We start from the raw sequence: 20,297 nt of genomic DNA on the forward strand, positions 1-20,297 counted from the left end.
GTGGTCAACCTTTTACGGCACCCTGGGTCAGCCCGCCGATCAGGCGGCGTTGCACGAGAAGGAAAAGCAGCGTCGCCGGCAAGGCTCCCACGACGGCGCCGGCGGCAAGCAAGCCCCATTCGATCTGGTATTCGCCGATCAGCGTCTGGATCGCGACGGTCACGGGGCGAACGTTCTTGCCGCCGAGCGTCAGAGCATAGAGATATTCGTTCCAGGCGGTGATGAAGATGTAAATTCCGGTGGAGATGATGCCGGGCATCATCAGAGGCAACACGACGCGGCGCAATGCCGTCAGCCGCGTGCACCCGTCCGTCATCGCCGCTTCGTCGAGGCTCCTGGGGATTGCGCCGACATAGCTGGTCAGCATCCAGACGGCAAAGGGAATGGCCGCCGTCGCATTGGCGAGGATCAGCGCGAAATGCGTGTCGAGGATGTTGAGCTTTCGAAACAGCACGAAAAGCGGCAGGATCAGAAGCACGATCGGGAACATGTTGATCAACAGAAACTGCAGCATGAACGCTTTGCGTCCTGCGAACCTGAAGCGAGAGAAGGCGTAAGCTGCCGTGACGGAAACCAGCAGTCCGACAACGACGGTGCCTACGGCGATGATCAGGCTGTCCAGCATGTTCTTCAGAAATGACGTCTGTTCGATCAGGCGGACGTAATTGTCAAAGCTCCAGCCCGAGGGCGAAATGGAAACGCCTGTGGCACTGAGAACTGCCGTTGGAGTCAGCGATGTCAAGATCATCCATGCAAAGGGTGCCATGGCGAAGATCACGATTAGGAGAACCGGCAGGTCGGTCGTCAGGATGCGGCGTAAGGTGCTGGATTTGTTCATCGTTCAACATCGCGCATGGTGCGGGCAAGATAGACGGCGACAAAAGCGCCGAGCAAAAGGGTGAAGGTGACGGCGATGGTGGTGCCGTAGCCGAAGTCGAGATTCTGACGCGCCTTGATGAAGGCGTAGAGCGGCAGCGTATGGGTGGCATAGCCTGGCCCGCCGCCGGTCATGACGAAAATCACGTCCATCGAATTGGCGACCCAGATTACCCGCAGCAGGCCGGCCGTCGCCAGAACCGGGCCGATACCCGGCAAGGTGATGTGCACGAATTGCCGCCAGGCGGATGCGCCATCGATCGAGGCGGCTTCATACTGGCTTTTCGGAATTCCCTGAAGCCCGGCAAGGATCATCACCGCGAAGAAGGGGAAACCCTGCCACGTCAGCGTTGCGATGATGGCGTAAAGCGCGACGCCCGGATCGGCGAGCCATGGAACCGCCGTCTGGACGACGTGCAGGTAGAGCAGGATATCGTTGAGGACACCGGTGTTCGGATCATAGATCCAGCGCCACATCAGTGCGATGACGACGCTTGGCAGCGCCCAGGGGATGATGACAAGGGCGCGCGCCAGCCCGCGCCAGGGAAATTCGCGGTTGAGAAGCAGCGCTGTGAGGAGGCCAAGGCCCATTTGCAGCGGCACCGTCAGGCCGATCCAGATCACTGTGTTCCACAGGGCGCTCCAGAACACAGGGTCGTTGAACAATTTGACGTAATTGCCGAATCCGACGAAGCGGCTTGCATTCGGCTTGAACAGGACGAGATCGTAGAAGCTTGTGAAAACGGCCTGGATCATCGGCAGGAAGACGATCACAGCGGTGACGCAAACAGCCGGTGCCAGCAGCCAATAGGGCATAAAATGCTGGCGTTGCCAGAACGGTTTTACCTTCTGTTCCCTGGGCGTGGAAACGATCGTCGACATGCGAAAATCCTGACTTTCAAATTTACGCGATGGGGTGGCTCCGGTGGATGGTCCACCGGAGCCACGGGCATTTACTCCGCAAAGAGCGTGTTGAGCTGCTCCATCATCTGCTGCGACGTGGTTTGGCCGGTCAGGGCCTGCTGCATCGCCGTCTGCCAGGCCGTGTTCACGAATTCGGACGTCCCGGAACTCTGGGGCAGGACGTGGGCGAAGGGCAGGGACTGGACAGTAGCGTCGACGAAGCGGCGTTCGTGAAGCTTCCAATCGGCTGCCCCGCTTTTCGTCACGGTCATCTGGCCGGTCGCGGTGTTGAAGGCGACATTGTTTTCGCCTTCCGCCAGGAACGAGATCCATTTCCAGGATGCATCCTTGACCGAGGACGACGAGAAGACGGCAAGCGACTTCGTCGCCATAGGACGTCCACTGCTTGCCGCCGCATTTCGGCACCGGTACCGCCGAAACCTTGTCGCCCAGAGCGGCAACCAGATCCTTGGACGAGCCGATATGATGGATCGTCATCGCCGTCTTGCCGGTTTTGAAGGCCGCGATGATTTCCTGGAAACCGTCATTCGGCGCCGATGGCGGAATGACCTTGTCTTTCTGGAACAAGTCGATCAGCCATTGATTGGCGGCCACGGCTTCTGGCGTCGTCAGGCCGCCGGGCTTCAGTTCGGCGCCTTTCGAAAATACGAAAGCGCCCCACTGATCCCAGCCACCCTTGCCCCCACGCAGGCCGAAGCCGTAGGTGTCGGGCGCCTTGGTCAGCTTGATCGCCGCCTCGCGGAAATCCTCGCAAGTCGTCGGCGGCTTGAGACCGGCCGCTTCAAACAGATCGGCGCGGTAATAGAGGTAGAGCACCACATACTGGATCGGCAGGTAATATTGCTGGCCATCGGCGCCCTTGTTCAGTTCGAGCAGATTGTCGAGAAGATCTGCCTTGCCCTGCCACGCGTTGATGCGGTCGCCGATCGGCTCCAGCGCGCCCATTTCAAGAAGGCGCGGCTGCGCGAAAAGTTTGACCATGGCCGCATCGGGTGCGTTGCCGCCGACAAGGGCCGTGTAGAGATTGTCGTAGTAACTGTTCCAGGGAACGTTTTCGGCCTCGATCTTGATGTCGGGATTGGCTTTTTCGAATTTGGCTACCAGATCGGACATCGGGTTTGCGGGGTTGTCGAAGTGGTACCAGAAGCGGACTGTCTCTGCGGCCCGTGCTGGATTGAGCGCAAGGGAGGCAGCCATCGCCGCGCCCAAGGCCAGTTTCCTCAAGAGTTTCATTGCCTTTATCTCCTCCAGTTTCAGCAATTCTCACGTTCTGTTCTTCAAAGCCCTCGCCGCTGCACCGGCCGAGCGCAACGCCTCCCGCGCTGCCTCAAGCTCATTGGTGTTTTGCAGAAAGCCGTGCGTGACCCCAGCAACGATGTGGATAGGGTCATTGCGATGCAGTTCCCTGAGGCGCGCATGAAGCGCCATCGTATCTGAAAAGAGCGGATCGACCCCCGCAGCCATCAGATAGAGCGGTGGCAACCTCGACAACGCGTCATCCGTTGCCACCAGTGGACAGGCAAGTTCATCAGAAGCGATTGCCTGCTCACCTGCATACCAATTCCAATAGCGGCGCATCCGCTCCGTCGTCAGGCCGGGTCCGGTTTCGAAGCGCTGATAGGACTCGCCGGAGAGATCGCACCGATAACAGCCGTAAAATAGCAGTCCGCCGTCAGGAAGGGCGCGGTCGTCGCGCAATTCATGCAGGATTGCGGCAAGCGCCAGATTGGCGCCAGCGGAATCGCCCGCGATAAGAAGAGGCCGGCAATCGACACCTTCGATTTTGCCGTCCAGCACGGCCCGAAGACATGCGACCGTATCAAGCAACCCGGCCGGGAAGGGGTTTTCCGGCGCCAACCGATAATCCGGCATGACAATGGTCATCCGCGCTTCCGCGGCCAAGACGCGTGCTAAACGTTCATGTGTTTCTGGGCTGCAAAAGGCAAAACCGCCGCCATGCACGAAAAATATGACGCCGCCTTCGGCATCCGCCGGCGATAGGATACGCATGCGGCAGGGGTGAGAACCAAGTCCACTGTCGGCAGCGATCCACACCTGCCGGTCTACCGCCATCGGCGGCAGGTTGACGTTCCAGCGCTCGTTGTTGCGTGCCGACTGCGCACGGCCCTCGGCAGCTGGCAGGAGTGTCGGATCGGTCTGCGGACCCGTGTCGGCCGCAACCCTCGCCCACAGGGCCTGCATCTCGGCCGACAGCACTCCGGGATCTGCCGCGACCGCACTCACTGGTTCGCATCCGGAAAAACATCGGGACCTAAGTCGACGATCGTCGCGATATGGTGACGCATGACAGCGGTGGCATTAGCAATGTCGCCGCTTTCGATGGCGTCTATGATGCTGCGATGGCGCAACGCCGTCGCGCGAAGGTCGCGCGCCGAGCGGCTCCTCGATATCTTGAAGCGGTGGTTGTGTACGAGGCACCGGTGCAAGATCGGATCGAGGGCCGGAAGATTGGCGGCTTCGAGAATGCGCCGATGGAAATCCCGGTCGATTGCCGCGAGATGAAGTTCATCGTCGCCCTCGGCCGCGGCCACCATATCGTCGAGCATTGCGTTCAAATCTGCGATCAACGCCTTGCCGAGCGACCGCATCGTCCGAGGAAGACCACTGCACTCGATGTGGGTGCGCAAGCGGAACATCTCCACCGCCTCATCCGCGGTGCATTCGGAAACCTGGGTCCCGCGATGACCCTGGCGCCGAACGAGGCCTTCCTCCTGAAGCTGCAGCAGCGCTTCGCGAACAGTTCCCTGGCTGCATTGAAAATGCGCTGCGAGGTCGAGTTCCGTCAGACCGGTTCCGGCCGCAAGGTTCCCCAGCATGATGTCGCGCTTCAGCGCATTGAAGGCGAGCGAAGCCTTGGGCGGCTTGGTGACCGTGGGCCTGGGGAAAAATATGCCATTGATCGAACCTGTTGCCGATTGCATCTCGCTTGTCTTATCGTTATCAATAATGATATCGATAATGGCCGTCAAGGCGAAAAGACATGGAGGAACGTCGTGACCGGCATCACGCTCAACAAGATCAGCAAATCCTACGGGGAACTGCAGGTTATCCACGATATCGACATCGATATCGCCAGCGGCGAATTTCTCGTGCTGGTCGGGCCTTCCGGCTGCGGCAAGTCCACTCTGCTGCGGATGATCGCTGGGCTCGAAGATATAACGGGAGGCGAACTTGCTATCGGCGGCGCCACGGTCAACACGTTATCGCCCGCCGAGCGCAACATCGCCATGGTATTTCAGGACTATGCGCTCTATCCGCACATGACGGTTGAAGACAACATGTCGTTTGGCCTCAAGATGCGTGGTGCGGCATCGGACGAAATCGACAGGCGGGTCGAAAACGCTGCCAACGTCCTCAAGATCAAGGATTTCCTCAAGCGCCGTCCTGCCCAATTGTCTGGCGGCCAACGCCAGCGTGTCGCCATGGGCCGCGCGATCGTTCGAGAGCCGGCGGCGTTTCTGTTCGACGAACCGCTCTCCAATCTCGATGCCTCCCTGCGCGTTGAAATGCGTCTGGAGATCGCCAAGCTTCACAATCGCATGAAGGCAACCACGGTCTACGTCACCCATGACCAGGTCGAGGCCATGACCTTGGCTGACAGGATCGCGGTGATGAACGCTGGCGTGGTCGAGCAGATCGGCAAGCCCCTGGATCTCTATCGCAAACCAGCAAGTCTTTTCGTGGCGCGCTTCATCGGCAGCCCGACGATGAACACAATCGACGCAGCGCCTGCAGACGGTAATTCGATCACCGTGCTCGGACACCAGATCGAGATCGCGGAACATGGTGGTCGTGCGGCATCGATCGTATTTGGCATTCGACCGGAAGATCTCACCCGTTGTTCACCCGAGGAGGCATGGTTTTCGGGAGAGGTGTCTGTTGCAGAACGTTTCGGAAGTCACACCTACGCGTATGTCGAGATCGGAGACGCTCGCATGCTGACGGTGGAACTGCCCCGCGAAACGGACATCGCCGTCGGAGAAAAGATCCATCTGAAGGGTTATGCCGGAGCAATCCATCTCTTCGACAAATCGACAGGGCGACGTCTGAACTAGCTGCAATGCCTGACGTTCGTCGAATGTGACCCACTTGTGCAGCCGCAGGCGACATCGCTGCGCCCGCCAACCTTCCAAGGGCTGATCGATCCACCGCTTTAGACGCGCCCAGTCTTGCCGGGCTGGCTCGCTCAAAACGAGGCCATGTCCCGGGCGGGTCGGCGCATGGGCGAAACCATCGCGGACGTCTATTGGCTGCTCTACGAGATGAAAGAAATTCTGGAATGAACATTCGAGCCACTCGACCTCCGGAAGTGCGACAGCCATGTGGACGCCGGCTTCCAGGAAAGCGTTGCCGAGGCTGACCGGGATGCCGAGTTCAGCTGCGAGCCAGCCGATCTGCATGACATCCGTCACCTGGCCATGAACATTGAGCGGTATTGCCAAGTTGTTTGACTTGTCTGCGTCGGCTATTCGAGCCCGGATGAATATCCCGTGCCAAATGCCGCGCCTGAAAGGCTTTCGCTTTGCCCGTGAAATCATCGCCTATGCGGTATGGGCTTATCATCGCTTCGCGCTGAGCACCGCCGACGTGGAAGACCTGCTTGCCGAACGCGGTGTCGTTGTCAGCGGGAAGCAATCCGGCTTTGGGTCAATCGCTTCGGGCGGCATTTTGCAGTCTGTGTCCGGCGAGATCGACCTGCGCCTCGCGATAAATGTGTGCTCGACATTCTGGTTCAGCCACGTCGGGATGCGAAGGCCGCAAGGCGTTTCCTGCGCGGTTTGGTTGCTCGGTTCGGCATGCCAAGGGTTGTCGTTACGGACAAACTCCGCAGCTACATCAAGCCGATCCGAACCCCTCGCGGCCGAGCATCGGGCGCACAAAGGACTCAATAGTGCGGTCGAAGTCTCGCACAGGCCGACACGAAAGCGGGAGAAGATATTCGGCAGGTTCAAGTCACCGCGGCAAGCACAGAGGTTTCTCGCTGCCCACCGCCGGGTCAATCTGATCTTCCGGCCCCACCGCCACAAAATCACGCCGCGTCTTGCCGTCACGCCAGGGCGGATGCGTTTGCCCTCTGGCATGACTATACCGCGGAAATGACCGCCTGAGCTTAGTCCAGCTGATCGCGCGCAACTTGCTTCAAACAACTTGGCGATACCATTCAGAGTGATCCCGGAAAACTGAGGTGTGGTAACTCCAGTCTCCTAAATCCGCTCCGAATGGACAACCTCCGGAAAGCTCACATCTAGGACGTCGACGCTGAAGACGTTCTCGACGCCAAGGCCAGCTTTCTCGCTCGAGCCAGGCCGGTTTTGTCGGCGAAAGCCGTAGAGAAGGGATATATAGTTTCAGAGGTCGGTCTTTCGGTTCACGGCGATCCGACGACTGTCCGTTCAAACGGCCGTCGGTTCAGCTATTTGGCCGCGTGCCAAACTCCCCCAACGCCATCGCCGTTGGCTTCACCGGCTTTCTTATCCTCGACATAGGTGTATAGCGGCTTGCCCTCGTAGGCCCACATCTCCTTGCCATCCGCAGCCTTGACTAGAGTCCATTCGCCTTCTGCCTTGGCCTTGGCTCCAGCGTGGAACGCCGGCCACTTCTTCAGGCAATCCTCATCGCAATTGGATTTTCCTTTTGTATCTTTGTCGAAGGTGTAAAGGACCATGCCTTTTTCAGTAGCCAGGACCTTGCCCATTTTCGTATCCACCATCTTGGCAGGCTCGGCCGCAAAAGCAGACCCAGTTAAAGCAGTTAACGCACCTAAGGCGATCAATATCGTTCTCATGATTTTTCTCCCATTCGGCAGTGCCCGCGGAATGCCAGCAGCACCCGATCTAACTGACACAAACGCCCAACTATGAAAGCAGTTCCGTCCACGGGGGACGAACACGACAGGCCCGTAAAGGTTATAGCTCCGCGGCGCGCCGATATCGTTAAAAAACTCTATGGATTAGTCGCTTAACCCGTCGTTTAGGCCTGTTGGGCGGGGAGTTGTTATTTGCCCTGCGCCTGTGCGCAAGGTATCGATTTATGCCACTCTTATACAGCGATGCCGCCGTGCAGCGACCTTTATAATGTCCGTTTGGCCAGTCTCCTGAGGTTTGGGGCGGTTGCCGCAAGCAGGAATTCATCTGGCGCGCCGCACGGACCTCGCAGCCTCAAACGGGGCATCCGTAGAATGCGTTTCAAGTGTGCAAGGAGCATCTCGACCTTCTTGTGACGATGCCGGGACTGCTCATATTCTGGCGTGGCACCAATCGCCCGGGCGACGAGGGGCGAGGTCATCCCGGAATCCGGGGGCGCAATCGTCTTGGAATGAAGGCGCGGCTTTATTGGAATCGGCACACAAAGGCATGCTGGACGAGGTGGCGAGCGCGGGAGCCATCCGCTGCGGACTGGCCCGGGCAGGAGGGGGAGTCGCTGCACATTTGCGAAGATGATGAGCAGCAGGCATCGTAGACCGCAACAGGCGATTGGCCATCGGTCTGGAGTGAGCCCGCGGTGCCTTCGGCAAGCGCGTCGGCCGCCGCTTAACGTGATTCGAGTTTGGATTTCAGCCCGACCCGGATCAACCCCTCGGGGCCAGCCAATCTCCGATCGTTTTTCCGTAGCGCCGCGTGGAGCTGATGGCCGGAGCTGGCCGCTGTTGGGTTGTCACAGTCCTTCGGATTTCACGCGGGCTCAGCCCGAATTCGTGGATGAAGGCGCGCGTAAAATTGGCAGCGACCTCGAAACCGGCAGCTTCTGCGATTTCTGAAATCGGCCTGTGGTCGGCCGAATTGCTGAGATCCGCATAGGCCTGCAGCAATCGTCGCTTGCGAATATAGTTGAGCACACCTCCGCTCGCCTCAAACAGCTGGTAAAGCCGCGTACGCGAAATCCCTAACGCGCGGCACATCATGTCCGGTGTCAAGTTCGCCGAATGGAGATTGACGTGAATGTAGCGGTGCGCCCGCTCCATCAGTCCCATGTTGGTTTGGTTTTGACCGGTATCAGTCCTTGCGGATGATGCGGCGGCCGCAACGACCATATCGCCGATGGTTTGGATGATCCGGGGCACTTCCTCGATCGTCAGATTGCCGAGGTTCGTTTCGAGGCCTGTGAGATAGCCCGTGAGCAACTCGGCGTGGCTGCCCGAAAGAACCGCGTTGCCGGCGCTCTGGAGAAGGCTCGCATCGCGCGCCAGCAGCTCATACGGCAGGAACACGAGCAAAGCTTCGTTATCTGTCATCCGTCCGCGATAGGGGCTGCCGAGAGACATGAACAATATCTCGCCTGCACCTGTCTCGGTGACACGACGGTTGACCTCGGTCCAGGCCTGGCCGCTGCGCTGCAGGCCGACATTCCAGTGGTCGATGGGGCTCGATCGGAGCATGGCCTGATCGCGGACATATCTGTGGGCATGCACGCGCTGCTGTACGACGAGGATATCGCCGAGATGCCAGCCGATCTGCTCCGCGATGAACCCGTCATCCGGTGATTTTCCCTCCGGCAAATGAACATCCACGAGCGGCGCCATATGTGCACGCCAGGCCGGGAACTGTTCTGTCGGTGGCAGGTCCTGCGTCGAGAATCGCAGCGGCACGAGTGCAGGGGAGGCATTGGGTGGTCGTTCCTTGCCCATGGCCGGTTCACGCGCCCAGCGTCGCCGCTCCATATGCGCCGGCCGCTGTTCCCCGACAGGATCATCGTCGGATTCAGACCCTATAGCCATTAACTCCTCCAGCGCATAACCCGACCCAAGCCATGGAAATTCAGAAAAGCGATTGTTTTTCCGGCTGAAATCTCCGCAGAACCCCGTCTGAGAAAGCGGAAGTGCCGGAAGAGTCTCATCCATAAGTTGTTATCATACTCCTTTCGCTCTGAAATGTACGGAGCGATAATTTCCAGGATCTAGGGATAACGACAATTGCTTCCCTTAGCTGTATCTAAATAAACATCGGTTCTTTCCAAAAGAAAAACCGGGCGAATAAAATATTCGCATGATCGAACGACTTAGCTTCGCGGTATGGCGAAGTACAGATCGAAAAGAACACAGCAAAATCTGAAAAACACGGGGGATAGTCATGAACTACCTTAGTAGGATTCGTGCGCGCACTGCGAAGACTTCGTCTCATGATGAAAGTTATTCATCCGAAAACTCTCGTGCGCCCAAGAGAGTTCTTGTCACCGGCGGCGCAGGTTTCCTCGGATCACATCTGTGCGAGAGGCTTTTGGCCGCCGGACACCAGGTGATCTGCCTCGACAACTTTTCCACCGGCATGCGGCGCAATATCGCCCATCTGAAGGGCGTCGAGCGCTTCAATGTCGTCGCCCACGATATCGTCCAGCCACTCGATCTGGAAGTCGACGAGATCTATAATCTCGCCTGCCCGGCATCGCCCCCGCATTATCAGGCCGATCCGGTCCATACCACGAAGACCTGCGTGTTGGGCTCCCTCAACCTTCTGGAGCTGGCCGCGCGCACCGGCGCACGCATCCTCCAGGCATCCACCTCCGAAGTCTACGGCGACCCGAACGTCCACCCGCAAGTCGAAAGCTACTGGGGCAACGTCAATTCGTTCGGCCCGCGCTCCTGCTATGACGAGGGCAAGCGATGCGCCGAGACCCTGTTTTTCGACTTCCACAACACGCACGGCGTCGAGATCAAGATCATCCGCATCTTCAACACCTACGGCCCGCGGATGCGTCCGGACGACGGCCGCGTCGTCTCGAATTTTATCGTTCAGGCCCTGACAGGGCAAGACATCACGATATATGGCGACGGTTCGCAGACCCGCTCGTTCTGTTTCGTCGATGATCTCATCGGCGGCATGGTCCGCATGATGGCCTCACCGTCGTCGCTGACGGGGCCCGTCAATCTCGGCAATCCGGGCGAATTCACGATCCGGGAGCTGGCCGAACAGGTGATCAAATTGACCGGCTCCCGGTCGCAAATCATCCATCGCCCTCTGCCGGTTGACGACCCTCGTCAGCGTCGCCCAGACATTTCGCTCGCCATGCAGGAACTGGACTGGCGGCCGAAGATCGACTTGTCGAGCGGCCTGCGTCAGACGATCGACTATTTCGATGGTCTTCTCACCCGTCCGGCACGCGAATTGGAGGCGGTCTGATGGATGCGCCCCGGGTCCTTGTCACCGGCGGTGCCGGCTATATCGGCAGCCACACTGCCAAGCTCCTCCGCTCGGAGGGGATTGAGCCTGTCGTCTACGACAATCTTACGACCGGAAACCGTTCGTCCGTGCGCTGGGGCCCTTTCGTCGAAGGTGACGTCCTCGACTCGCCATGTCTGATCGAGGCCATCGAGAAATATGCTCCCGATGCCGTCATCCACTTTGCTGCCTCTGCCTACGTGGGCGAGTCCGTGCAAAACCCGGCGAAATATTACAACAACAATGTCTGCGGTGCGTTGTCGCTTATCGATGCCTGCCGGCAGACGGGGCTTCAGAACGTCATCTTCTCATCGAGCTGTGCCGTCTACGGCGTCCCCTCCGTGCTGCCGATCGATGAGACGTTGCCGAAGGCTCCGATCAATCCCTACGGCAAGACCAAGCTGATCTTCGAGCATATGCTCGCCGATTATGCGGCGGCCTACGGCCTGCGGTATGTTGCCCTGCGTTACTTCAATGCCTGTGGAGCCGATCCGGACGGCGAGCTTGGCGAATGGCACGTTCCGGAAACCCATCTCATTCCGCGGGCGCTGCTGGCCGCGGCCGGCCGGATTCCGCACCTGGAAATATTCGGCGATGATTACGACACCCCTGACGGCACCTGCATAAGGGACTATATTCACGTCGCAGATCTCGCGCGCGCCCATGTTCAGGCCTTCACCCATCTCGCCAAAGGCGGAGCAAACCTCGCCGTCAACCTCGGCACCGGGCGGGGTTTTTCCATCAGGGAAGTCCTGCGCTCGATCCAGGAAACGACCGGGTGCGAAGTCCCGGTCGTCATTCATCCACGCCGGCCGGGCGATCCGCCCAGCCTCTACGCCGACGCCAGCTTGGCCCGCGAGACGCTCTGCTTCCAACCTCGATATTCCGACCTCGAAACCATCGTGCGAACGGCAGCTCCGTTCTTCGGACTGGAGGCGCGCGCGTGACCGAACTTGCGATTACCCAAGCGACGCGTGCTCCGGAACCCTCTCACGAGCCGCTTCTTGTCCCGGTTCTGACCGGACATCGGCGGGCCGAATATCTGTTCTCGGCGGCCGTATGGGCCTGGGCCTTCGCCTATTTCTGGATCTGGTGGTTGGAGCCGCGCCATCACGTCGATGCTTTCGGCACGATTACAGTGAGCCTCGTTCTTGCCTGGGTTACCGCTCTGCCGGCCTATTTCATCGTCGTCTTCTATCGGGCGGCAAGACCGAACGGTCCCTTGCGCCTGCCGGCGGGCAGTCGAGTGGCCATGGTCGTGACCAAGGCGCCGGCCGAACCCTTCTCGGTCGTCAGTGAAACCCTGCTGGCAATGCTGGCCCAGGAGGTGGAACACGACACCTGGCTTGCCGATGAAGACCCTTCCCCCGAGACTCTTAACTGGTGCTCCCGGCACGGGGTCCTCGTCTCGACCCGCAAGGGGCGATCCGATTATCATCGGACGTCGTGGCCCCGACGCATGCGGTGCAAGGAAGGCAACCTCGCCTTCTTCTACGACCACTACGGCTACAGCCGCTACGATTTCGTGGCGCAACTCGATGCGGATCATGTTCCCGCGCCCGACTATCTCTTCCACATGTTGCGTCCGTTCGCCGATCCAAAGGTCGGCTATGTTTCGGCCCCCAGCATTTGCGACAAGAACGCTTCCGAAAGCTGGTCGGCACGTGGAAGGCTCTATGCCGAGGCCAGCATGCATGGCTCGCTCCAAGCCGGCTACAATGGCGGCCTGGCGCCGATGTGCATAGGGTCGCATTACGCGGTACGTACCGTCGCCCTCAAACAGATCGGCGGCCTCGGTCCGGAGTTGGCTGAAGACCATTCGACGACACTGATGATGAATGCCGGCGGCTGGCGGGGTGTGCATGCGCTGGATGCCATCGCCCATGGTGACGGCCCCAGAACCTTCAGCGATCTCGTGACGCAGGAATTCCAGTGGTCGCGCAGCCTGGTCATGGTGCTGTTGCGGTACTCGCCGAGCCTCGTCGGCCGGCTGCCGCCCCGGCTCAAGTTCCAGTTCCTCTTTTCGCAACTCTGGTATCCGCTTTTTGCGTTCTTTATGTTGCTCATGTTTGCGTTGCCGATCATCGCGCTCGTGCGCGGCCAGTTCGTGACGGTGACCTACCCAGATTTCCTGGCGCATTTCGCACCGCTTTCTATCGCTCTCGTGGTGATGGCTTATCGCTGGCGCGCCAGCAGCTCGTTTCGCCCTTACGACGCCAAGATCCTGAGCTGGGAATGCATGCTATTTCTCTTCGCGCGCTGGCCCTGGGCGCTCGCCGGCACGCTGGCTGCGATGCACGATTTTGTAACGGGCTCCTTCGTCGATTTCCGCGTCACTCCGAAAGGGCGGTCCGAAGTCGATCTGCTGCCGGTGCGTGTCCTGGCGCCCTACGCTTTGCTGGCGCTCATGGCGGTGCTGCCCGCCCTGGCAATCGGCGATGCCGGCGCCTCCAAGGGGGCTTACTTCTTTACCATCCTGAACGCGGCAATCTACTGCGCGCTGCTCTTGGTCATCGTCGGGCGTCATTCGAAGGAAAATATGGTTGCGGCGGCCCCGCGTTTCTACCGTCCGGCGATGGCGACCGTGCTTCTTGCGCTCGTCGCGCTGCCGGGGGTTGCAACCACCATGCGCGGCAAGGATGCGACCGAGGCACTCGCCTGGGGCAGCGGTCGCCTTCAGCTGTTCGAAGAGCGCTATGCCGTCTCGGGTGCAGGCCGGGGCGGGAGCGCCCTGCGCACGATCTTTTTCAAACCACGATGGATTTCCGATCCGGAGGAGATCCAACTGAGAACCGATGCCGCTCACCCGGATGTGCGGCCGAGCGTGGAGGAAACACACAATGCATAGCCCATCCAAAATAGCCCTGTTGTCGTTAACCGGCCTGTTGCTGTCGGGAGTTCACGGTCCTGCCGACCGCTCTGGGCAGCTTTGCCGAAGGGCAGCCGCTTACAGTGACGACATCGTCGATCGCGCCGCCGGCCAAAATGCCGGTCGTCACCAAGGAGTCGATCACGTTCGGCGCCTATGATCCGCATGGAGATCTCAGGCGCCTCGCCCGATTCGAAGATCGAACACCTCTTCCTGCCCTGGGAAGATGTCGATCTGGGCACGCTCGCGGTCGCCGACAATTATGCGCAGGCGCGTGGCCGCACGCTGCTGATCTCGGTCGAGCCCTGGACCTGGTCACCCGATTGGCGCCAAACCTCGCAGGAACTGCTGCACAGCATCCTGGACGGTTCGCGCGATGCGAACATGGCTGCCGTCTGCTCGACTGCTGCCGAGCTGAAAAGCCCGGTCATCATTCGCTGGGGACAGGAAATGGACGAAACCGACAGCCAGTTCTCATGGTCGCATTGGCAGGGCGCCGATTATGTCAAGGCCTATCGGCGGATGGTGGAGGTCTGCAAGGTCCACCTGAAGACGGCCAAATACATGTGGTCACCGAAGGGCAATGAGGGGCTTCAAGCCTTTTATCCCGGCAATGATGTCGTCGATCTCATCGGGCTCTCGGTCTTTGGTCTGGAACAATACGACAGGTACAAGACTGGCCGTGACCAGACGTTTGCCGAACACCTTGCGCCCGGATACGCCCGTGTCGCCGGTTACGGCAAGCCCATCATGGTTGCCGAACTCGGCTACGAAGGCGGCGATTCCTTCGTGCGAAACTGGGCTGAGAGCGTAACAAAACGCTATCCCCAGTTCCCGGCCCTGAGCGCCGTTATCTACTTCAACGACCGCGAAGTCTATCCGTGGCCGGACGGCTATGGCCGCCCCGACTGGCGGGTCGTCCGCGAAAGCATCAATTGAACAACAAGGAACCTCAACATGTCCAAACTTCAAAAAATGCTCCTGGCCGTGGCCCTGACCAGCAGTATCGCCACGGCCGCGTCCGCTGCCGGAACCAATGAGCCCGCGGGGAGCGAGACCGCAAAGCCGATGAGCAGCGCGGAAATCTATCAGCTCTACAACCAGAAATCCTGGATGTGGAAAGCCGGTGCCGGCTACTTCTCCACAAAGGCGCGCCGCTTTACCGCCTGGTCGCGGGAAAGCGGCTCGCCGTCTTTCGGCACGGGCCGTTGGTTCATCACGGAAACGGGTAAACTCTGCTTCAACGCCGACTGGCACGCCAAGACCGGAACGGCGACTGCAATCACCTGCTTCAGCCACCGCAAGAAGGGCGGCCTGATCTATCAGAAACGCGAACCGGACGGTGAATGGTACGTTTTCAAGAGCGCACCGGCACAAGCCACCGACGAATTCGCAAAGCTTCGCCACGGCGACTACGCGAGCTCTCAATTGGGGAGGATTGAGGCGAGCGTCAGTAGGGCCAAGTAAAGGCGAAGCAGGGGGTTGCGCGCGGCCGAGGCGCCATCTGTGTCCTTGTAGGAGCCGATGCCTGCGCGCAACCCTTTCATAAAAGATCGCGAAGCGCCTTCAAAATCAAAGAGGCGGCGAACGGACACTCGGGTGTCCCGTCGACTGTTCCGATTAATATCGCGATAGTGTTCAATTGAGCAATGGCACCGCAGGCAGAGCCTGGAAGGGCGCAACCGACGACGCTGATCCGCAGGGGGCAAACCAGAACCGCCGATCGCGATGTTGCGTGGCAGGCCGCCGGCAAGAACGGCTTCAACCATCGATTTGGCGCCGCGCAGGTCCCGGACTTTCTGCTCGAAGGCCTCGTCAACGTTGCCTCGCCCAACAAATGAGCAGCCGCCGGGTTATGGCAAGTCCAGGCGAAAAGTGCTCCGCATCAGTGAGAAACCGGAAGGAACCCCTTGCACGCGTGAAACGTTTCGTCCCGCATCTTTGATGGAGACAGCACCATGTACATTGTTGTCGGCGGGACGGGCCACGTCGGCTTCGGCGTGGCGAAGACGCTTCTCGACGAGGGCGAGGCCGTCACCGTCGTCACGCGAAACCCTGATAAGGCCGCCGCTTGGCGCCAGCAGGGCGCGAAGGTCGCGCTCGTCGACGTCCACGACGTAGCCTCGATGCGGGAGGCGTTCCGCCAAGAGAAGCGGGCCTTCCTACTTAACCCGAACGCGGACGTATCGAGCGACACGGATCGGGAGGAACGCGAGACCGTGCGCTGCCTGCTTCAGGCGATTGAAGGGTCCGGAACTCGAGAAGGTGGTGGCGCACTCAACCATGGGCGCGCAGCCGGGCGAGGAATGCGGCGATCTCAACGTCCTTTACGAACTGGAATTGGGCCTGAGGAACCAGCCAATTCCTGCCAGTATCATCCGCGCAGCTTACTTCTACAGCAATTGGGATGCGATGGTGGGATCCGTCACGAAGGACGGGGTGCTATCGACCATGCTCCCCGCCGACCTCAAGCTGCCGATGGTCGCGCCGGAGGATCTAGGAAAGGTGGCCGCGCAGCTATTGCAGGCGCCGGTCGAACAGATCGGCACATATCCCGTAGAGGGGCCGAACCGGTACTCCCCTAATGATGTCGCCGCGGCCTTCGCAGGCGCTCTCGGCCGGACCGTTCGCGTCGACGTGATCCCGCGCGAAAGCTGGCAAGACGCATTTCGCGGCTTTGGCTTCTCCGACGCAGCGGCTCGGTCATATGCAAGGATGACGGCTCTCACCGCCGATGGTCCCGAGTATCCCGAGAATCCTATTCGCGGCTCGATCTCGCTCCAAACCTACATAAGCAAACTCGTTCTGGCTCATCCTGACGCCTCCTGATGGGAGGAAGGAATCCGATTTCGGTTCGAGCTGCAACTCGAGAGGCTGGGCAAATTCTACTGCCATTGTCACCGAGATGGGTGTTCTCGCGCATGAGAGACCATGGCGGCAGGCCAACAGGAACGGCTGCTCTACATGTTGAAGACATCAGCAAAGCTCATTGGAATTCGACGACACCATCAAATGGGATAGGGCGCTCCGATTTGCGGTTCGCTGACGCAATTCACTTGCCAGGAACAACGCGCTTCCGATTGGCGTTATTGGTCGTGGCGATGAAGCTTCCTTTTGATCGATGCTCGAACATCACGATGAACCTCGGACTTAACAACAGACGTGTTCTCGTGACGGGGGGCAACTCTGGTCTCGGCGCGGCGATCTCTAGGGCCTTCGCCGCCGAGGGTGCACGAGTTGCAATAAACTACCTGGGTACAAATCGACGTCTATGGCGAACTGATCGACACTCTGAATGCTGCGCGCGATGCCGAACTGCAGCCGCAAGAGGAGGCGTGGCGGCTGCAAAAGGTGCTGCTCGCTCACCTGATGACTGCGTGGCAAACGCTGGATCGGGGCATCTGGGAAGTCGGGGGGCCGGCGCGGGCATTCAGCCCTCGCGCATGATGGCTTGGGTGGCATTCGACCGAGCCTTCATCTGCACCGAGCGGCATGGTCTTGAAGGCCCTGTCGCGGAGTGGCGTGAGATGCGCCAGCAAATTCATGCCGAGATCTGTTCCAAAGGCTTCGATGAGAAAAAGAACAGCTTTGTGCAATACTAAGGCGGTGACACGCTCGATGCGAGCCTGTTGCTGATGCCACAGGTTGGCTTTTTGCCAGCCGACGACCCGCGCGTCATTGGTACAATCGCCGCGGTGGAGCGGGAGCTTCTGCAGGGTGGGCTCGTTATGCGCTACTCCACGAACGAGACCGACGATGGGGTCGGCGGCCGGGAAGGCGCATTCCTGGCGTGCAGCTTCTGGCTGGCTGATGCCTATGTGCTCACTGGTCGCCGGCAGGATGCACAAAGGTTGTTCGACCCCTCCGTCGGGCGCTGTCCAAGGTGGGCGCGCTCGGCGACCGATCCTCAAAGGCCAGAGATGTGTTGCTGGGTGTCGGTAGGATGGCAAGCAAGGTTTCCGATAGTATAGGCTCAAAATCACCCTCTGCGCCAGAACCAAAACAACGGTGCAACGGCGCTCAGCACAATGATAGCCCACGCAAACGGATTTCCCAGGTCCAATTCAGCTCTGGCATGAAACTTTCGTGTTGATCCTACTGCCGCGATAGGAGAAGTTTTGTGCCGAAGCCGATGAACACGGTCGCCACACCGACATCAATCTTGCGCTTTGCCCTGAGATAGCCGGCGGCCACCGCTGGATGGGTAATCAGGCTGATCAGGCAGGTGTAGTAGATGGTTGAGATCATCATCATCTCGGCAATTGCAGCCGCGCCGTAATAGAAGGGTGTGCCCGCCGGCATTGTCGCGGCGAAAAGCGACGCGACGAAAAGCGCTGTTTTCGGATTGGCAAGGTTAGTCGCAAGACCCATGCGATAAGCTGTGGCTAATGGTACTTCAATGCACGCCGGCAAAATGTCCGCATCGCCGCCGCGTGCTTTCCGTACGTCGAGGAAGAGTTTCAGCCCGAGCCAAACAAGGTAGAGCCCGCCGGCGAATTTCAGAGCCAGATAGGCAAACGGAGCGGCCTGAAACAACACGTTGATGCCCAACCATCCCGCCAGGCCCCAAGCGAACGTCCCAGTGACGGTACCGCAAGCCGCGGTGAGCGCAACCTTGCGTGTCGATGTCAGGCAATAGCGGATGGACAGCAGCGTGTTTGGTCCGGGCGTCATGGAGGCGATGGCCCAGATTGCCGCAACTGAAAGGAAAAACATGCGATCCTCGATTTCGCTTGTGGCAGCTGTGCGCCTTGGTTGAGCCGCAGGTAAAGACAATAAACGCGGCAGCTTCTGTGTTTGATAATTCTACCTGCCCGGTCCCGCGAGCATCAGACGCGCCAAGTCACAAAATTGTCCTTGGGGATATCTGGCAAGGTAGGCTTCGATCATTGCAGCATTCCCATCACTGCGTACCGTGTCCCAGAAGGCAACTTCGACCGCCAGCTCTTCCGTCGACGGCTTGCCGTTTTCAAGGCGAGCCTGCGCCAGATCGACAAACTTGCCGTTCGGATATCGCGTCAAATACTGTCGGTACTCATTGGGGTCATTGCTTTCCCGTACAGAGTCCCAGTAAGCAATCTCGACCTGCTGCATGTCGTCGGGGGTTCGGTAATCGGTCGGTATCGGTTCGGCATGCTGTACCCAAGTGCCTTTGTCGCTCCCATCGTCGAGATACGGGAAGCGGGGCTCGGGTCCATCGATGATCGGGTCTGCCTCCCGGTCGAACTGCACCCGGAAGACCCTCAGCGGTCTTGCGATGTTTTTAAATGTCTGCTCACCAAGATCTTCGAACGTCGCGTCGACACGATCCCGCAGGTGGTCTCTGACACCGCGGGTGACGCAGATGCCGCCGACATCCGCCATGCCTTCCAACCGAGCCGCGATATTTACACCATCGCCAAAGATATTCCCGTTCTTGACTAGAATGTCGCCGACGTTAATGCCGATACGAAAATTCATGCGCTCTTCGTCAGGTAAAGCTTGGTTGGCGCGCCAGATAGATTGCTGCATTGCAACGGCGGCATTGAACGCGAGCACGATCGATGGGAATTCAGCAAGAACGCTGTCACCAGCCGTCCCGAAGATTTCCCCCTTTGCCCGTTCGATGATGCCGTCGACGATCGTGCGATGCGAAGTCAGAGTAGCCAGAGTCCGCTCCTCGTTTACATGCATGAGCCGGGAATAACCCTCCACGTCGGCAGCGAGGATGGCGGCTAGCTTTCGATCAAGAGGAGGAGCTTCCATGCGCGTGTCCAAAGTGGCCTCTCCGCAAAGAAAGGCCGGCGAGAGCTTTTGTTCCCTTGGCCTCGGTGATGCTGATACCATACCTTGATGCCCGGCCGAAAAACACATCGGTCTGGTGTGCCTCCCGAAAGATGCATAAGCAACATCACATAATCGGCGCGATAGGGTACTGGCGAGTGTGCCACAGAGGCGGATGTTTTCTCAACCGGGCGCGAAGGGAGACACGTACAGTACATTCCTATATCTATGGAAAATAGTTGAAGTGACTGCGGAGAGAGAAAGCCACGCTGGTTTCAAACTTCGGGATCGCCGGCAGAACAACCGTCTAGCGGAACGCCCATTGCGCGGAGTGTTTGCCCACTCTCCCGGAGGGATATGCAGGAGCGAACTCAAAGGTGGGGATAAGACCTGGGACAAGGTCACAGTGAGCGAAGCTTGAGTTGTAATTGACTGCAACTGAGTTCGAGATCCCGCCTGCTTCCAAGGGAGCGCTGGAGACATTGACACTGGCGCTGGCCCCTGAAGTTGCAACGCTCGGGATTACCGTCAATGCCGTGCTGCCGGGTGTGAAAGAAACCGATATGAATGCCGAATAGCTGGCCTCGCCGGACACGCGCGCCGGCGCGGAAGCGCTGTCGGTCTTCTCAAGTGTCGGACAGGCGGAGGACGTCGCCCACGTCATGCTCCCGCGCAGAAGTGCAGGAAGCTGG

The 20,297-nt window shown here is 59.3% G+C and carries 16 protein-coding genes and 8 pseudogenes; 13 read left to right on the forward strand and 11 right to left on the reverse strand.

The annotated features are described in order from the left end of the window. Positions 1-4 precede the first annotated feature (4 nt). The 5 genes and pseudogenes from MF410_RS27855 to MF410_RS27875 all read right to left on the reverse strand — a co-directional run bounded on the left by MF410_RS27855 (position 5) and on the right by MF410_RS27875 (position 4,742). Positions 5-838: a carbohydrate ABC transporter permease gene (locus tag MF410_RS27855; RefSeq protein ID WP_131711430.1), complete on the reverse strand. Its 834-nt coding sequence runs from the start codon at positions 836-838 to the stop codon at positions 5-7. Next, a complete protein-coding gene (locus MF410_RS27860; protein ID WP_239620731.1) occupies positions 835-1,692 on the reverse strand; it encodes a sugar ABC transporter permease in 858 nt (285 codons plus the stop codon). Before MF410_RS27860 ends, MF410_RS27855 begins: the two co-directional genes overlap by 4 nt. 137 nt (positions 1,693-1,829) lie before the next feature. Beyond that, positions 1,830-3,033 (reverse strand): annotated as a pseudogene (locus MF410_RS27865) (sugar ABC transporter substrate-binding protein). Positions 3,034-3,063: 30 nt separating this feature from the next. After that, positions 3,064-4,044 (reverse strand): alpha/beta hydrolase, encoded by a 981-nt coding sequence (locus tag MF410_RS27870; RefSeq protein WP_239620664.1) that lies wholly within the window; start codon positions 4,042-4,044, stop codon positions 3,064-3,066. Continuing rightward, positions 4,041-4,742: a GntR family transcriptional regulator gene (locus tag MF410_RS27875; RefSeq protein WP_239620665.1), complete on the reverse strand. Its 702-nt coding sequence runs from the start codon at positions 4,740-4,742 to the stop codon at positions 4,041-4,043. Before MF410_RS27875 ends, MF410_RS27870 begins: the two co-directional genes overlap by 4 nt. Before the next feature lie 72 nt (positions 4,743-4,814). On the opposite strand from MF410_RS27875, the gene ugpC reads away from it, so the two are divergent. Then, complete coding sequence (gene ugpC / locus MF410_RS27880; protein WP_239620666.1) at positions 4,815-5,876, forward strand: sn-glycerol-3-phosphate ABC transporter ATP-binding protein UgpC; 1,062 nt, start codon at positions 4,815-4,817, stop codon at positions 5,874-5,876. 186 nt (positions 5,877-6,062) lie between these two features. Here ugpC and MF410_RS36815 read toward each other — a convergent pair. Next, positions 6,063-6,359, reverse strand: a pseudogene (locus tag MF410_RS36815) (hypothetical protein); the annotation flags it as partial. Here MF410_RS36815 and MF410_RS27890 point away from each other — a divergent pair. Beyond that, positions 6,301-6,929: pseudogene (locus MF410_RS27890) on the forward strand (DDE-type integrase/transposase/recombinase). The pseudogenes MF410_RS36815 and MF410_RS27890 sit on opposite strands and share 59 nt — an antisense overlap. Positions 6,930-7,234: 305 nt before the next feature. On the opposite strand, the gene MF410_RS27895 reads toward MF410_RS27890, so the two are convergent. The 3 genes and pseudogenes from MF410_RS27895 to MF410_RS27905 form a co-directional block, all read right to left on the reverse strand. After that, a complete protein-coding gene (locus MF410_RS27895; RefSeq protein WP_131711433.1) occupies positions 7,235-7,606 on the reverse strand; it encodes a hypothetical protein in 372 nt (123 codons plus the stop codon). Positions 7,607-7,890: 284 nt separating this feature from the next. Then, positions 7,891-8,091 (reverse strand): annotated as a pseudogene (locus MF410_RS27900) (IS5/IS1182 family transposase); the annotation flags it as partial. A gap of 298 nt (positions 8,092-8,389) precedes the next feature. Beyond that, on the reverse strand, positions 8,390-9,535 hold the full coding sequence (locus tag MF410_RS27905; protein ID WP_131711482.1) for an AraC family transcriptional regulator: 1,146 nt from the start codon (positions 9,533-9,535) through the stop codon (positions 8,390-8,392). 352 nt (positions 9,536-9,887) lie between these two features. Here MF410_RS27905 and MF410_RS27910 point away from each other — a divergent pair, with 352 nt between their 5' ends. The 10 genes and pseudogenes from MF410_RS27910 to MF410_RS36830 form a co-directional block, all read left to right on the forward strand. Next, positions 9,888-10,934 carry a UDP-glucuronic acid decarboxylase family protein gene (locus MF410_RS27910; RefSeq protein ID WP_131711435.1) on the forward strand — a complete coding sequence of 349 codons (1,047 nt, stop codon included), beginning with the start codon at positions 9,888-9,890 and terminating at the stop codon, positions 10,932-10,934. After that, positions 10,934-11,920: a UDP-glucose 4-epimerase GalE gene (gene galE / locus MF410_RS27915; protein ID WP_131711436.1), complete on the forward strand. Its 987-nt coding sequence runs from the start codon at positions 10,934-10,936 to the stop codon at positions 11,918-11,920. The genes MF410_RS27910 and galE overlap by 1 nt, the downstream gene beginning before the upstream one ends. Next, positions 11,917-13,821 (forward strand): glycosyltransferase family 2 protein, encoded by a 1,905-nt coding sequence (locus MF410_RS27920; protein WP_097630053.1) that lies wholly within the window; start codon positions 11,917-11,919, stop codon positions 13,819-13,821. The genes galE and MF410_RS27920 overlap by 4 nt, the downstream gene beginning before the upstream one ends. Positions 13,822-13,840: 19 nt before the next feature. Next, positions 13,841-14,781: pseudogene (locus MF410_RS27925) on the forward strand (glycoside hydrolase family 26 protein). Positions 14,782-14,799: 18 nt separating this feature from the next. Beyond that, positions 14,800-15,309 carry a DUF995 domain-containing protein gene (locus MF410_RS27930; RefSeq protein ID WP_131711437.1) on the forward strand — a complete coding sequence of 170 codons (510 nt, stop codon included), beginning with the start codon at positions 14,800-14,802 and terminating at the stop codon, positions 15,307-15,309. Between the two features lie 182 nt (positions 15,310-15,491). Next, positions 15,492-15,683 (forward strand): hypothetical protein, encoded by a 192-nt coding sequence (locus MF410_RS27935; protein ID WP_131711438.1) that lies wholly within the window; start codon positions 15,492-15,494, stop codon positions 15,681-15,683. Between the two features lie 117 nt (positions 15,684-15,800). After that, positions 15,801-16,031 (forward strand): annotated as a pseudogene (locus tag MF410_RS36820) (NAD-binding protein); the annotation flags it as partial. 94 nt (positions 16,032-16,125) lie between these two features. Further along, a complete protein-coding gene (locus tag MF410_RS27945; RefSeq protein ID WP_345774731.1) occupies positions 16,126-16,671 on the forward strand; it encodes an NmrA family NAD(P)-binding protein in 546 nt (181 codons plus the stop codon). Positions 16,672-17,157: 486 nt separating this feature from the next. After that, positions 17,158-17,289: a glycoside hydrolase family 15 protein gene (locus MF410_RS36825; RefSeq protein ID WP_245500064.1), complete on the forward strand. Its 132-nt coding sequence runs from the start codon at positions 17,158-17,160 to the stop codon at positions 17,287-17,289. Further along, positions 17,289-17,621 (forward strand): annotated as a pseudogene (locus MF410_RS36830) (glycoside hydrolase family 15 protein); the annotation flags it as partial. The gene MF410_RS36825 and the pseudogene MF410_RS36830, both read left to right, overlap by 1 nt. Before the next feature lie 316 nt (positions 17,622-17,937). Here the strand turns inward: MF410_RS36830 and MF410_RS27960 are convergent. Both MF410_RS27960 and MF410_RS27965 read right to left on the reverse strand, forming a co-directional pair. Beyond that, entirely contained in the window at positions 17,938-18,558 is a 621-nt protein-coding gene (locus MF410_RS27960; RefSeq protein WP_131711440.1) for a LysE family translocator, read from the reverse strand. Positions 18,559-18,648: 90 nt separating this feature from the next. Beyond that, positions 18,649-19,587 (reverse strand): adenylate/guanylate cyclase domain-containing protein, encoded by a 939-nt coding sequence (locus MF410_RS27965; protein ID WP_131711484.1) that lies wholly within the window; start codon positions 19,585-19,587, stop codon positions 18,649-18,651. Positions 19,588-20,063: 476 nt separating this feature from the next. Between MF410_RS27965 and MF410_RS27970 the strand changes: the two are divergent. Next, positions 20,064-20,270, forward strand: a pseudogene (locus MF410_RS27970) (SDR family oxidoreductase); the annotation flags it as partial. Positions 20,271-20,297 lie beyond the last annotated feature (27 nt).

Source organism: Rhizobium sp. C104 (assembly GCF_022354505.1).
In the GTDB taxonomy this organism is placed as follows: domain Bacteria; phylum Pseudomonadota; class Alphaproteobacteria; order Rhizobiales; family Rhizobiaceae; genus Rhizobium; species Rhizobium redzepovicii.

Coding starts and splice junctions, on each gene's coding strand:
- MF410_RS27960 (WP_131711440.1), bottom strand. CDS start 18,558: ATGTTTTTCCTTTCAGTTGCGGCAATCTGGGCCATCGCCTCCATGACG.
- MF410_RS27945 (WP_345774731.1), top strand. CDS start 16,126: ATGGGCGCGCAGCCGGGCGAGGAATGCGGCGATCTCAACGTCCTTTAC.
- MF410_RS27905 (WP_131711482.1), bottom strand. CDS start 9,535: ATGGCTATAGGGTCTGAATCCGACGATGATCCTGTCGGGGAACAGCGG.
- MF410_RS27895 (WP_131711433.1), bottom strand. CDS start 7,606: ATGAGAACGATATTGATCGCCTTAGGTGCGTTAACTGCTTTAACTGGG.
- MF410_RS27875 (WP_239620665.1), bottom strand. CDS start 4,742: ATGCAATCGGCAACAGGTTCGATCAATGGCATATTTTTCCCCAGGCCC.
- MF410_RS27910 (WP_131711435.1), top strand. CDS start 9,888: ATGAACTACCTTAGTAGGATTCGTGCGCGCACTGCGAAGACTTCGTCT.
- MF410_RS27930 (WP_131711437.1), top strand. CDS start 14,800: ATGTCCAAACTTCAAAAAATGCTCCTGGCCGTGGCCCTGACCAGCAGT.
- galE (WP_131711436.1), top strand. CDS start 10,934: ATGGATGCGCCCCGGGTCCTTGTCACCGGCGGTGCCGGCTATATCGGC.
- MF410_RS27860 (WP_239620731.1), bottom strand. CDS start 1,692: ATGCCCTATTGGCTGCTGGCACCGGCTGTTTGCGTCACCGCTGTGATC.
- MF410_RS27935 (WP_131711438.1), top strand. CDS start 15,492: ATGGCACCGCAGGCAGAGCCTGGAAGGGCGCAACCGACGACGCTGATC.
- MF410_RS27965 (WP_131711484.1), bottom strand. CDS start 19,587: ATGGAAGCTCCTCCTCTTGATCGAAAGCTAGCCGCCATCCTCGCTGCC.
- MF410_RS27855 (WP_131711430.1), bottom strand. CDS start 838: ATGAACAAATCCAGCACCTTACGCCGCATCCTGACGACCGACCTGCCG.